Genomic DNA, 12,810 nt, shown 5'->3' on the forward strand with positions numbered 1-12,810 from the left:
TCTGACCCACTTCCAAGCCATACACCACCATGCTTTTAGTCCAATGCCAGTTTGATCGTCACGCCGCCGCCATTCTGGCGATTTTCAACGACGCCATTGTGCATACCACCGCGCTTTACGATTACCAGCCGCGCACCATGGCCAATATGGCCGACTGGTTTGCTGCCAAACAGGCGGGCAATTTCCCGATCATCGGGCTGGAAAACGAGCAAGGCGTGCTGATGGGCTTTGCCAGCTACGGGCCATTTCGCGCTTTTCCGGCCTACAAATACACCGTCGAACACGCCGTCTATGTCGAGCAAAGCCATCGTGGCCGCGGGCTGGGCGAAATACTCTTGCGCCATCTGCTCGACGCGGCACAAGCGCAAGGCAAGCATGTACTGGTCGGCGCCATCGATGCCGAAAACAAAGGCAGTATTGCCCTGCATGAGAAGCTGGGCTTTGCCTACAGCGGTATACTCCCACAAGTTGGTTTCAAATTCGGCCGCTGGCTCGATCTGGTTTTTTATCAGAAAATACTGAGCACACCGCAGCAGCCGGTGGATGGCTAAACCGGACAGCAAGGAGATCACCATGCCCCAACGCAGCTGGCACCCGAAAAAACTGCTCCATAGCAAATGGACCGCCGTGGTGCCGCAACATCGTGAAAAGCACTTTATCGTCGTCCAAGTGACAGCCAACCCTGACGACGCACAAAAAGTTGAGCAAGTCACACTGGAAGCGGTGCTGAGCAAGCGCCATTTCACACAGCACTGGAGCGCGCTGGCCGACGAAATGCAGTGGCGAGTCGGCTGGCACTAGAATGAACTGGCGATGTTCTCAATACGTGTTGATCCGAACCACCGCTGGTGGGTCTAGGGCTTGAAATCCCCTCTCGCCCATCGCCGAGGGAGTGGAGCGAGACAAATAGCTTTACCGTTTGGCTCGCGACCGATCGAGGGAAGCCCGGAGGGCCGCAGGCGGGGGGGCGCCTTTCTTTGCTTACTTTCTTTGGCGAAGCAAAGAAAGTGAGTCCCTGTCGCGGATTGCGACTGTAAAACACCGCGCCGAAGGCGCTAAAAACGATCAACACGAAACGAGAACATTGCCAATGTACTATGGGTATTGCTCCGTAGCACTTATCCAGCAAGCGCTACAGAGCAATACCCATTCAGTTAGCACCCCGTCTGCAACAAGCGCAGACGGGCTCAGATCAATTAGCCGCGGCTAGTCACGATCAGCAAGTGGTAGCCAAATTGCGTTTTCACCGGGCCTTGCACTTCGTTCAGCGGCGCGCTGAATACCACTTTATCGAATTCCGGCACCATCATGCCCGGGCCAAACGAGCCCAAAGCGCCGCCCTGTGCGCCCGATGGACAGCTAGAGTGTTCTTTAGCGACGGCGGCAAAATCTGCACCAGCGGCAATTTGCTCTTTCAGAGCGATACATTGTGCTTCGGTACTCACGAGCAAGTGGCTGGCGGTGGCTTGAACCATGGGAAACTCCAAATTTAAACAATAAAAAAGGCGATTGATTCATCGCCTACTGCTGGCTAGGTCGTGGCAGACACTTGGTTTTTCAAGCGCAGCCGACCCAATTAGTCCAGAAATTCATCCACTTCGATGGCGGGGTCGAAATGATGCAACAGCAGGCAATCTTCCCAGCCGTCATCGCCCTGCGCAATGGCCATGCTGGCGCGCTGCAATTGAAAAGCCAGCAAGGAGTTCTGGTAAATCCGCTCTTTGCATTCATGCCATAGCGCCGCCAGATCTCTGGTTTTGTATTCAAAATTGATAAATGCGCCGTTTTCGTCGCCTTCGGTGACGCGGTGGCCAATCACCAGCGGCTGCTGGGCAAAATCGGCCAGCGCCGCACGGGCTTTGGCTTCATCCATGGTCGGCACCCGATGCGGCTGCAATTGGATCATTAAAATTCGTGTGCTCATTCGATTTCCACTGTGGCGATTCAAGCGCTGATTTTACGCGGTAAAATCGCTTTCTCGCAAAGGAGCACGGCTATGGCGCAATTTCAGGTTTTTATCATTGGCGATGAGATTTTAAGCGGTCGGCGGCAGGATCAGCATTTTGCCGTGGCTTTAAAAACGCTACAGCAGCATGGCCATCAGCTCGCCGGGGTGCGCTATTTGCCGGATGTGCCTGCCGTGATCGAGCGTGCGTTCCGGGAAACGCTGCATGATGGCGCAAATGTGATTTCCTTTGGTGGCATCGGTGCCACGCCGGATGACCATACGCGGCTGGCGCTGGCTCAGGCCGCCAACGTCGACTTGCAGCGCCACCCGGAAGCCGCCGCCTTGATCGAACAACGTTTTGGCGCAGACGCCTTCCCCTATCGCATCCAGATGGCCGATTTTCCGGCAGGCAGTAGCCTGATCCCCAATCCGGTCAATCAGGTGGCCGGGGCTTTTTTCCGCCAGCATGCGCTATTGCCCGGCTTTCCCAGCATGGCCTGGCCGATGCTGGAATGGGTGCTTACCACGCACTACACCGATGGCATCGCCCCCCATATTTGCAGCATCATCGTTCCCGATGCCAAAGAAGGCGAGCTGGTTGGCGTGATGCAGGCGCTGCTCGACGCTCACCCCGGCATCGGCTTTAGCAGCCTGCCCAGCTACGGCAATGCGCGCCACGCCACGCCGCATATCGAGTTCAGCACCAGCGGCGAGCCCACCAGCGCCCAGGCGGCGATGGCGCTGCTGCAAGCGCAGTTGGACGCGCTGGGCATCCGCTGGTTTACGCCGGATAGCCTGACCTGATGGCATTGCGCAACAGCGAAGATAAATTTAATTTGTGCATTGCGACATAAAAGCTTACCGTCTTTGTCATTCACCCCCCAAGCGGAGCACATGATGGCAAAACACAAACGGGCCCTGATTATCAGTGGCGGCGCACCCAATGCCACGCTGGTGGCCGGCGCACTGGAAGCTTTTTACGAACAAGGCGTCGAGTTTGACATTATCTCGATGGCCGGTGCCGGCGCCTTGCTCGGCCTTTTGTACGCCGCGCCAAAAAATGGCGATGCCGTCGCCTCGCTGCGCGGCATGCAGGAAATGGGCATCGCCGATTTTCTGTATCAGGCTTTTCCGGTCAATTTCAAAGTCTTCAACAAACCCGGCCCGCTGGCCGACGTGTATCGCAGCCTGCTCGCCAATAATCCAATGGTGCAAGCGCTGCAAAGCTGGCCAGCCAGCAATCCGGTGACGCAAACGCTCAAGGATACAACTGAGCTGATGCTCGCTTCAGCCTGCCCCAGCGATTTGTCGGCGCAATCGCTCGGCCTGTGCGCGCACGTGCCGTTTGCCGAAACGCTGATCGACTTTGCCGCGCTCAAAGACAGCCCGGTGGATCTGTGGGTCAACGCCTACAATCTGAGCCAGCGCAAAATGGTGAACTGGTCGCAAGCCGACATCGACAACCAGAAGCTGCAAGCCGCGCTGTCTTTCCCCTATCTGTATCCGCCCACCGAGCTCGATGGCGATTTCTATATCGAAGGCGCGGCGATTGACTGCCTGAATTTCAAAGCACTGGTCGATCATTACGACGGCGACTTGGGCGAGATTGTGGTGTTCGACTTGCTCGGAGCAGAAAAGCTGCTGCGCAAACCGCGCGATCTGTACGACGCCTGGGTGATGTCGATTATCACGCCGCTGGTCGAAATCGCCCGCGACGACGTGAAACTGTTCGAAGCGCTGCACAATGCCGACGAGCAGATCACGCTGCATAAAGTGCCGCTGCTCGATGCGATTACGCCGGAAGACCTGCCTGATGTGTTTGACTGGTCGCGCAGCAATCTGACTACGCTGTATCAAGTGGGCTATCAAACCGCCAAAGCGTACGCAGCGCAGCACTTTGCAGCGCCCAACCCAAAGCCTAACAGTCCAAAACCCAATAATCCAAAACCCAACAGCACAAAACCCAAATCATCAGGTATAGCCCTGTAATCATTGATGGGCATGGCCTACATGGCCATACCCATCAAGTTGATCTATAACTGACTTGACCACAACTCGCCAAGCAGTTGTAAATAGATAAGTCCCTGTTTATACCTAGAAAATGTTGACGTTGGCTTGATTGAATAAGCCAATCTCAACCACCCCAAGCTTCAGTTCATCCTCTGACACGCAAAGGAATCTGAGTGAGACAGACTGACCAAACACTGCTCGAGCAGATGCGGATTACCGATTTCGAGGTTGAGTATCGCAAAAACCTGTTCAACTTTGCCGACGCCGACATCGATGCGCTGGTGCGCTTCAAAACGATGGCCGAGTTGCGCATCGACACCGTCGTCGCCAAGTTTTACGAGCTGCAAACCAGCGTGCCCGAAATCGCGCTGCTGATTGGCGACGCCGATACGCTGGGGCGGCTGCGCATGGCGCAACGCAAGTATGTGATTGATTTATTCAGCGGCGTGTACGACCTAGAATACGTTAATAACCGGCTGCGCATCGGGCTGGTTCACAAGCGGATCGGCGTCGAGCCCAAGCTGTATCTGGCCGGCATCCATACGCTGAAACAATTGCTCAATGAGCTAATCGAGCTGACACTGAACGACGAGACCGAGCGCAAAGCCACGCTGCTGGCGCTGGAAAAGCTGTTTATGTTCGATATTGCGCTGGTGTTCGAAACCTATATCCGCAGCCTGGTTTCCGAAATCGAAACTTCGAAAAACAAATCCGAACAATACGCCCGCTCGCTGGAAGAGAAAGTACGCGATCGCACCCGGCAGCTGGAAAACGCCTCGCGCACCGACCCGCTCACCGGCCTGTTCAATGTGCGCGACCTGAGCGAGACGCTGACCAAGGCGCTGCGGCTGGCCGAGCGGCGGCATGAAACCGTGTCGCTGGTGTATATCGATATCAACGACTTCAAGCAGACCAACGATACGCACGGCCATCAGCGCGGCGATGAAGTCTTGCGCTATGTCGCCAGCGCAATCCGCCGTATTTCGCGCATCGAAGACAGCTGCTTTCGCTACGGTGGCGACGAATTCTGCATTATCCTGCCCAATTGCACGCTAGCGCAGGCCGAAGAAATCTATATCCGTCGCCTGTTCGAAGAAATGTATAAACGCGAGGAATGCATTTCGCTCAGCATTGGCTGCGCCGCAACCGGGCCGGAAGTGTATTGCTCGCCCGAAGAGCTGATTCATCACGCCGATGCGCAAATGTACATTATGAAAAGCGCCTACAAGGCGCACAAAGAAAGCGACTCACAAGACTCAGAGGGTATTGGCCTGCAGATCAGCTAAATCAAGATCTACGCAGCCATACCCCATTATGAAACCGCATGCACCCGCCTTGCCATCCAGATCGCCACCAGGCCGGCCACGCAGCTGAGCAAACCCACCCAACCGTAATGGCTTAGATAGCCGCCCGGCTGCTGCGTCAGAATCAGCCCGGCCAGCAGAGATGCCGCACCGGAAGCAAAATTCTGGATCGCCGAATTAAACGCCATCAGGCGGCCGCGCAAATGCGGCTGCGTCGCGCCAGTCACCAGCGCGGTCGCCGGGATAAAGCGGCCGCTGACAAAAACAAAAAACAGCAATGAAAACAGCAAATGCCAAGCCAGCGAGAGCTGCAGCGTCTGAGTCACCAGCACAATCGGGATAAAGCTAAGCACCACCAGCACCGCCACCACATTGGCCAGCGGGTAGCGATCGGCCAGGCGGCCAATCAGCGGGCGACTAATCATGGTGCCAGCGCCACCCACCAGATAGATATACATCAAATCATGCGGCGAAATGCCCACATTGGCGACCATCGTCGGCGCAATATACGGAATAACCAGAAAACCGGACACCATCAGCATCGCCGTCAGCCCCACCGCCCACCAGTGATTTTTATTCTGCAATAGCTCGCGATAATTCTCGACCCAGCTGGCATCGCGATTAAACGTCGCCAGGTGCGAACGCACTGGCGGAATCCAGCGCATAATCGCCAGAGCCACGGCAACACACATCAAGGTTAACACCAGAAACGGCACGCGCCAGCCATAATGCGCCGCCAGCCACAGCCCCAGCGGGACGCCAGCAACCGCCGACAGCGAAAAGCCCAGCATCACCCAGCTCATAGCCTGCCCGCGTCGCTCGGGAGGAATAACATCGCCCACAATAGCCAGGCAGATCGAACCGATCACGCCGCCAAAAACACCCGCCAGCACCCGCGCCAGCAGCAGGCTGTAAAACCCGCCCGCCAGACCGCAAGCCAGCGTCGCCAGCATCAGCCCGGCATAACAGAACAGCAGCGCATGGCGGCGATCAAAACGGTCGGCCTGCGACGAAGCCAGCAGCGCCGATGCCCCCGCCGCCAGCGAATACGCTGACACCAGCAAGCCAAATTGCGCGGCGTTGACGTGCATCTCGGCCATCAGATACGAAGCCAGCGGCATCATGATCATAAAGTCGGCAATGGTGGTAAACATCACCAGCATCAGGGTGATCAGCATGGCCATTTCCTGGCGCGGATTCTTCGGCATGGCTGCCTCGCTTAAATTTACAAGGGGTATATTCTTGCAGAGTCGATACAAAATAGCTTGTGTAGCAATACACTGGCATGTATCTACTCAAAGTGAATCAGTCTCGCTAGCCTGCCGCGTCACCAGCAACTGGTCGATTTTGTAATGGTCAATATCGACCACCTCGAACTTGAAACCGGCGTGCAACACAAAATCGGTGCGCTTGGGCACTTTGCGCAGCATATACATCATAAAACCGGCGATGGTTTCGTATTGATCATCATCGGGAAATGACTCGATCTGGAAAACACGCTCCAGATCGCCAATCGCCGTGACGCCATCGACCAGCCAGCTATTGGCGTCACGTTGCACGATCTGCTCCTCATCAAGCGCCACACTATGATCGCCCATCAGCGCGCCGGTAATGTCGTTCAGCGTAATCAGGCCAACGACCAGCGCATATTCATTGATAATCAGCGCAAAGTCTTCGCGCGCCGATTTGAATTGCCCCATGATTTCGGCCAGCGACAGCGTTTCGGGCAGGATCAGCGCATTGCGCAGCAAGCCATCACCACGCAGCGAAATACTCTCGCCGCGTAAAACATTGCACAGAATATCCTGCGCATCCACGTAGCCGATGACCTGATCAATATGGCCGATGCAAACCGGAAACTTGGCGTGCGGATTGGCCAGAATCTTGGCCTTGATGCTGTCTTCCGATTCCAGCCGGTCAATCCAGATGATGCTCTCGCGTGCAGTCATGCTCGACGGCGCGGTGCGCTCCTCCAGCTCGAACACATTTTCAATCAGCTGCTGCTCCTGCTTGGCCACCACGCCGCTGAGCGCCCCTGCGCTGGCCATCGCCAGAATATCGTCGGTGGTAATGTCATTGGCGCGGGCATCGGGCAAGCCCAGCGCTTTCATCGCCTGATTGGCCAAACCGTTAAAAAACCAGACTAGGGGGCGCAGGCACAGCACGCAAAAGCGGATGGGCCGCACAATCCTGACCGCCACGGCCTCGGAAACCACCATGCCGATTCGCTTGGGAATCAGATCTGCCAGCAGGATAAATGCCCCCGTGACCAGCAAAAAGGCCGAGGCCGAGCCCAGCGTTTGCGCCAGCTCCGGCGCAAACAGGCGCGAGAAAAACCCGGTCAGCGCCGCAGAATAGACGCTTTCACCCAGCACACCGGCCAGAATCGCCACGGCGTTCACGCCAATCTGCACCGCAGTAAAAAAATGCCCCGGCTGCGCCAGCAAATCGAGGACCAGCGCGGCACGCTCGTCGCCTTCATCGCGCATCTGCGCCAGCTTCATTTTCCGGCTGGCCGCCAGCGAGATTTCCGAAATCGAGAAAAAAGCGCTGATCAGAATCAGCAATCCGATCAGCAGGGAGCTTGTCAGCAGATTCATCGTTCAAATCCTAGGAAGTGCATACCCAATGATAGAGCAAAGTGATGATGTTCTTGTGTTCGCCCACCGCCTCCTGACGCAATAGTGCTTGGGCTTTATGGCCGGAGCTGCTACACCAAAAGAGCAGCTAGTGAATCTTGCATTTGAAGATGTGGAGGACAAAATGGGAAATAGCAAAACCAAAGGCCGTATTACCGTTTCTTCGCGCATTGATTTTGTTCGCCTGGCTTCCGAACAGATGAGCGACGCGATTCTGGTGCTGATCTACGATCATGCCGACGAGCGAACCACCAAATCCCGCACCAGTCTGGTCAATTATCTAAACGACATTGGCATGATGACACTGGCGCAAGCCATCGAAGCCCACAAATCAATTGTGATGTTTGAAAACCCCGACGACGCCATCCGCGCCTGGCAACAAGTCAGCGACCATAGCCATGCCCTAGGCGCGCATTTATTCTGGCAAGGCTTGCAGGACGATGCAGTCCACCACGCCAGCGTGCAAGCGCGCCCGAAAGAGACCAGCCCGCTGGCTCACCATCATGCTTAGCAACAGCAGGTATATTCACCTAAGCCAATATTAATAAGACCTGTGACAATATACTCCAATAGCATCAACAGTCCTGACGGTCTGTTGATGCAGGCCACACCCCGCTCCCCTGCAACCTCGCAGCCAAGCAAGTCGGACACAGACAGCTGGCGTCTGCTTCAGGCACAGGCAATACCGGCGGCAAGGCCATGCACCAGCAAGGCGCGTCCATGTCGTCGGCGCCACAATGAAACGCTGCGCCGCACGACGCGCAGGTCAAGGCCTTAGCAGACATCGGGCTGCGCCGCCAGATGCTCGATCAACTGTGTTAACGCCTGCGTTAATTGCCGGATCGAGCCGGTAAAATCCCATTCGTCATCGCCGACACGTACTACATTGGAAATCGCGCGCAATTGCAAAAAGCGCTGCTGCTCGGCCAGACACACGCGGAAAAATGCGGCGCCTTCCATATTTTCAATATCAACGTCCTGCTGCGAGACAAAGGGCGCCATCGCGGCATTGAGCGAATTACTGCGCGCCACGGCAAAAGGCGGATGAGCCGGAATGTAGGGGCAATGCCAGTCACGCTGCCGGTCAAAATCCATCTCCAGAGCCAGTTCAGCCAGATGGGTAAACCCTTGCGGGGTAAAAAACCCCAGATCCGCCTCGCACTCATGACCCACCAGCACTACCTCGCCAATCTGCAGCGACGAGCTAGGGTACACCCCGGCGATGCCCGCCATAATCAGCCAGTCAGGCTTATGTTGGGCAATAATCTGGCTGGTACGGTAGGCCGCACTGCTTAAACCGACGCCACAAAATTCAACGATCACATCCGGATGGCTAAAAAACTGCGCCTCGGTACGGGTGGGAAAAACAACGACGATTTTCATATTTCTACAGACCGAATTGAACGGGCAGAGCCCGTTTGTTGATGACTTTTCTTGCGCGAAAACGACACACTCACCCATGTATTGAGCAATTTTCCATTACATCAGAATTTATAAATAAACTAATAAATCTCTCTCCTCCCGACAACCCGAGGTGGTTTAAATGGATCGTCAGGCCGCATTAAACGAATTTTTTGAACACTTTGGACTGGCCTATTCGGCTCTGGACGTTGACCGCGTCGCGGCGACATTTGTGATGCCATTCACCACCAATGTACAGGGCGATATTACGCACTGGCCGGAATTTGAGCCATTGCGTCATACCACAGCGGTGCTGTTTGACTGGTATTACCAGCAAGGATTTCGCAGTGCGCATTATCGGGTTGTCGAGCAAGTGATGGTTGGGCGTGATCACGCCACGGTCGAGCTATGCTGGCATGTCGCCCGTGCCGACCAGCATTTCTGGGTTCATCATACGGGCTATCAATTGCGCTGGGTGAATGAAGAATGGAAGATTTGCGGCATCATGCAAATCACCGAACCAGAGCAAACCCGTCTGGTGGGTGAAGATGAGGAAGTCTGGACGCCGCTGGCGCTAGCTGAAGCGGCATTGGCTCACGCCATTCAAAGGCCGGGCAGCCCGTTAACAACCGAGTGATTCAATTAAGTATAGCCAGGCAATCTTTATTCTAATTAACCTGCATGGCTATACCCTTCTATTTCCCCGTCAAGGCACTAAGGATTTGCTCGGGAGTTTCATTACTGAGCAGGATTTCGCGCAGACGATTGAACGCCGCAGCGGCTTCTTCCGGGTATTTGCCAAACGAGGTCAGATTGCTGTGCTTCCAGCCTGCGGCCAGCATTACCTGATTACGAAATTTTGGCCCGTCCAGTTTGCCCTCTGCCATTTGCAGCAGGGCGCGCTCGATCAGGACATGCGGAAAAGGATCGCGGGCGATGGTACTAAAATGCTGGGGCAAGACTTCATTGAACTGCATGATGGCACCTGAACAGACAAAATAAGGTATCTGTATCTAAGGCCATAATGCGCGATATTGCCAGCCCTAAAGTCGTTACGCTGGCGCATCTGCACAGCTAAAAACGCCAGGCCACAAGACGGCTGACTTTTTGTCCTTGTGCCATTGACTCGGTTTTGACTTCACGGGCATTCAGGCGCTTTAAGGCACGATAGATGCCCGGCAGGTTTTCGCTTTTTGACACCAGTGTGCTGAACCAGCCCACTTGCGCGGCAAACTGGGCGCTTTCTTCTATCATGCGGCCGATAAAGCGCGCCTCTCCGCCCTCGCACCACAATTCATTGCTTTGCCCGGCGAAATTGAGCTGAGGCTTGGGCTGGTTTTTATTTGCTAAACCAAGATTACGCAGCTTGCGATTGCTCCCCGCCGCCGCATCAGCGGCCGAGGCGTGAAACGGCGGATTGCACAGCGTGAAATCAAAATAATCATCAGGCCGGATGATGCCCGTGAAAATCTGCGTGGCCCAGGTTTGCCGCCGCGTTTCCAGCGCGCCCGCCAGCGCGGGGTTGGCTGAAAAAATCTGCTCGGCATTAGCCAGAGAAACGGGGTCGACATCCGAGCCGACAAAACGCCAGCCATAGCTTGCCCGCCCCAGCAGCGGATAAATGGCATTGGCCCCCACACCAATATCGAGCCCGCGCACCGCATCGCCACGCGGAATCTCACCATGACGAGCAGCCAATAAATCAGCCAGGGTATGTATGTAATCAGCACGACCGGGAATGGGTGGACACAAATACCCCTCCGGCGTATCCCAGTGCGTAATACCGTAAAAATGCGCCAGCAAAGCCCGATTAAGCGCTTTGACCGCCTGCGGATTGGCAAAATCAATACTGTCATCGCCATAGGCATTGGTCGCTACATACGCGGCCAGCTCGCCACTGGCGGCAATCAGCGCAGCAAAATCATAGCGCCCCTGATGCAGATTACGCGGATGCAAGCGGCTTTTTTGCTCCGGGCGGGAGGAAGACGGGGCAGGTTTGGCGGCAGAACGGGACATAGGCGGCACAGGGCAGACAATCTGAAACAGGCTGCCAGCCTAACAGAATTTAGCTTGGAAACCAGCGCAATCTTGTGCCAAAACACACACATCGGGCGCTGACGCTGCTAGACTTGTCCGCTATTTCGCTTTACTCGCTTCAGGGATATAAAAATGAGCAGCACGCGTGTTTTAACCGGGATTACGACTTCAGGCACACCACATCTGGGCAATTACGTTGGCGCAATTCGCCCCGCCATTGTGGCCAGCCAATCGCAAGAGACCGACTGCTTCTTTTTTATGGCCGACTACCATGCGCTGATCAAATGTGACGACCCGGCGCGGATCGAGCGCTCGCGGCTGGAAATCGCCGCCACCTGGCTCGCCGCCGGGCTAGACCCCGAACGCGTGACTTTCTACCGCCAATCCGACGTACCCGAAGTCACCGAGCTGAACTGGCTGCTGACCTGCGTCACCGCCAAAGGCCAGATGAACCGCGCACACGCGTACAAGGCCAGCACCGATGTGAACGAAGCCGCCGGTGAAGACCCCGATCATGGCGTGACGATGGGGCTATTCTGCTACCCGATTCTGATGGCCGCCGACATTCTGCTGTTCAACCCGCACAAAGTGCCGGTGGGACGCGACCAGATTCAGCACATCGAAATGGCACGCGACGTTGCCGCGCGTTTCAACCATATGTTTGGTGCGGGCAAAGAGCTGTTTGTGCTGCCCGAAGCGCATATTGAAGAGCACGTTGCCACCCTGCCCGGCCTTGATGGCCGCAAAATGAGCAAATCGTACGACAACACGATTCCGCTGTTTGAAGGCGGCAGCAAGGCGCTGAAAGACGCGATTGCCAAGATCGTGACCAACAGCCTGCTGCCGGGCGAGCCAAAAGACCCGGAATGCCATCTGGTCACAATCTATGAAGCGTTTGCGACGCCAGAACAAGCAGCGAAATTCCGCGCCGACTTGGTGGCAGGTCTGGGCTGGGGCGATGCGAAAAAACAATTGCTTGACCTGATCGAAAGCCAGATCGGCCCGATGCGCGAGCGCTACGCCGAGCTGATGGCACACCCGGAACGCATTGAAGAATTGCTGCAAATCGGCGCAGCCAAAGCGCGCGCAGTCGCAGCGCCACTGCTCAAGGAAGTGCGCGAAGCCGTCGGCCTGCGCCGTATGAACGCGATCCCGCAGGCGAAAGAAAAAGCCGTGAAAGTGGCGCTGCCGACGTTCAAGCAATTCCGCCTAGCTGATGGCCAGTTCTACTTCAACTTCAGCGATGCGCACGGTCGTTTGCTGCTCGAAAGCCAGGGCTTTGCCTCGGGCAAAGACGCGGGCCAGTGGGTTGGCAAGCTGAAAAAAGAAGGCATTGCGGCACTGGATGCCGATGCGCCGGTCAAACTGGCCGATGGCGTGGTGGCAAACGAAATTGCCGCAGCACTGGACGCGCTGAACGCCGCCTAAGTTACACATCCCCGCCCCGTCCGGCATCACCAGCGCTGATGCC

16 protein-coding genes are annotated in these 12,810 nt (G+C 55.9%); 8 read left to right on the top strand and 8 right to left on the bottom strand.

Annotation, left to right across the window (positions count from 1 at the left end; translation table 11 throughout):
• Positions 1–29 precede the first annotated feature (29 nt).
• Positions 30–551, top strand: a complete 522-nt coding sequence (locus ABHF33_RS06975; protein ID WP_348946266.1) for a GNAT family N-acetyltransferase — start codon at positions 30–32, stop codon at positions 549–551.
• Between the two features lie 22 nt (positions 552–573).
• Positions 574–801 (top strand): TIGR02450 family Trp-rich protein, encoded by a 228-nt coding sequence (locus ABHF33_RS06980; protein WP_348946267.1) that lies wholly within the window; start codon positions 574–576, stop codon positions 799–801.
• Between the two features lie 395 nt (positions 802–1,196).
• Here the strand turns inward: ABHF33_RS06980 and ABHF33_RS06985 are convergent, their stop codons facing one another.
• Entirely contained in the window at positions 1,197–1,475 is a 279-nt protein-coding gene (locus ABHF33_RS06985; RefSeq protein ID WP_348946269.1) for a peptidylprolyl isomerase, read from the bottom strand.
• 101 nt (positions 1,476–1,576) lie between these two features.
• A complete protein-coding gene (locus tag ABHF33_RS06990; protein WP_348946271.1) occupies positions 1,577–1,924 on the bottom strand; it encodes a hypothetical protein in 348 nt (115 codons plus the stop codon).
• A 72-nt stretch (positions 1,925–1,996) separates the two neighbouring features.
• Between ABHF33_RS06990 and ABHF33_RS06995 the strand changes: the two genes are divergently transcribed.
• From ABHF33_RS06995 to ABHF33_RS07005, 3 genes are all read left to right on the top strand, one after another.
• The gene (locus ABHF33_RS06995; RefSeq protein WP_348946273.1) at positions 1,997–2,752 is read left to right on the top strand and encodes a competence/damage-inducible protein A; all 756 of its coding nucleotides are present in this window, start codon (positions 1,997–1,999) and stop codon (positions 2,750–2,752) included.
• A 90-nt stretch (positions 2,753–2,842) separates the two neighbouring features.
• Positions 2,843–3,937 (top strand): patatin-like phospholipase family protein, encoded by a 1,095-nt coding sequence (locus ABHF33_RS07000; RefSeq protein ID WP_348946275.1) that lies wholly within the window; start codon positions 2,843–2,845, stop codon positions 3,935–3,937.
• A gap of 194 nt (positions 3,938–4,131) precedes the next feature.
• A complete protein-coding gene (locus ABHF33_RS07005; protein ID WP_348946277.1) occupies positions 4,132–5,244 on the top strand; it encodes a GGDEF domain-containing protein in 1,113 nt (370 codons plus the stop codon).
• A 26-nt stretch (positions 5,245–5,270) separates the two neighbouring features.
• Here the strand turns inward: ABHF33_RS07005 and ABHF33_RS07010 are convergent, their stop codons facing one another.
• Both ABHF33_RS07010 and ABHF33_RS07015 read right to left on the bottom strand, forming a co-directional pair.
• On the bottom strand, positions 5,271–6,470 hold the full coding sequence (locus tag ABHF33_RS07010) for an MFS transporter (RefSeq protein WP_348946279.1): 1,200 nt from the start codon (positions 6,468–6,470) through the stop codon (positions 5,271–5,273).
• A gap of 87 nt (positions 6,471–6,557) precedes the next feature.
• The gene (locus tag ABHF33_RS07015; protein WP_348946280.1) at positions 6,558–7,862 is read right to left on the bottom strand and encodes a hemolysin family protein; all 1,305 of its coding nucleotides are present in this window, start codon (positions 7,860–7,862) and stop codon (positions 6,558–6,560) included.
• 130 nt (positions 7,863–7,992) lie between these two features.
• Between ABHF33_RS07015 and ABHF33_RS07020 the strand changes: the two genes are divergently transcribed.
• Positions 7,993–8,412: a hypothetical protein gene (locus ABHF33_RS07020; RefSeq protein WP_157315040.1), complete on the top strand. Its 420-nt coding sequence runs from the start codon at positions 7,993–7,995 to the stop codon at positions 8,410–8,412.
• Positions 8,413–8,476: 64 nt separating this feature from the next.
• Here ABHF33_RS07020 and ABHF33_RS07025 read toward each other — a convergent pair whose 3' ends face one another.
• Both ABHF33_RS07025 and ABHF33_RS07030 read right to left on the bottom strand, forming a co-directional pair.
• On the bottom strand, positions 8,477–8,686 hold the full coding sequence (locus ABHF33_RS07025; RefSeq protein ID WP_348946281.1) for a cysteine-rich CWC family protein: 210 nt from the start codon (positions 8,684–8,686) through the stop codon (positions 8,477–8,479).
• A complete protein-coding gene (locus tag ABHF33_RS07030; RefSeq protein ID WP_348946282.1) occupies positions 8,676–9,284 on the bottom strand; it encodes a purine phosphorylase in 609 nt (202 codons plus the stop codon). The genes ABHF33_RS07025 and ABHF33_RS07030 overlap by 11 nt, the downstream gene beginning before the upstream one ends.
• 160 nt (positions 9,285–9,444) lie before the next feature.
• Here ABHF33_RS07030 and ABHF33_RS07035 point away from each other — a divergent pair, with 160 nt between their 5' ends.
• Positions 9,445–9,939 carry a hypothetical protein gene (locus ABHF33_RS07035; protein ID WP_348946283.1) on the top strand — a complete coding sequence of 165 codons (495 nt, stop codon included), beginning with the start codon at positions 9,445–9,447 and terminating at the stop codon, positions 9,937–9,939.
• A gap of 58 nt (positions 9,940–9,997) precedes the next feature.
• Here the strand turns inward: ABHF33_RS07035 and ABHF33_RS07040 are convergent, their stop codons facing one another.
• The gene (locus ABHF33_RS07040) at positions 9,998–10,279 is read right to left on the bottom strand and encodes a hypothetical protein (RefSeq protein WP_348946284.1); all 282 of its coding nucleotides are present in this window, start codon (positions 10,277–10,279) and stop codon (positions 9,998–10,000) included.
• A gap of 97 nt (positions 10,280–10,376) precedes the next feature.
• Positions 10,377–11,318, bottom strand: coding sequence for a 23S rRNA (adenine(1618)-N(6))-methyltransferase RlmF (gene rlmF / locus ABHF33_RS07045; protein WP_348946285.1), 942 nt, complete (start codon positions 11,316–11,318; stop codon positions 10,377–10,379).
• Positions 11,319–11,471: 153 nt separating this feature from the next.
• Between rlmF and ABHF33_RS07050 the strand changes: the two genes are divergently transcribed.
• Entirely contained in the window at positions 11,472–12,767 is a 1,296-nt protein-coding gene (locus ABHF33_RS07050; protein ID WP_348946286.1) for a tryptophan--tRNA ligase, read from the top strand.
• Positions 12,768–12,810: the final 43 nt, after the last annotated feature.

The organism is Chitinibacter sp. FCG-7, from assembly GCF_040047665.1.
GTDB classification, from domain to species: domain Bacteria; phylum Pseudomonadota; class Gammaproteobacteria; order Burkholderiales; family Chitinibacteraceae; genus Chitinibacter; species Chitinibacter mangrovi.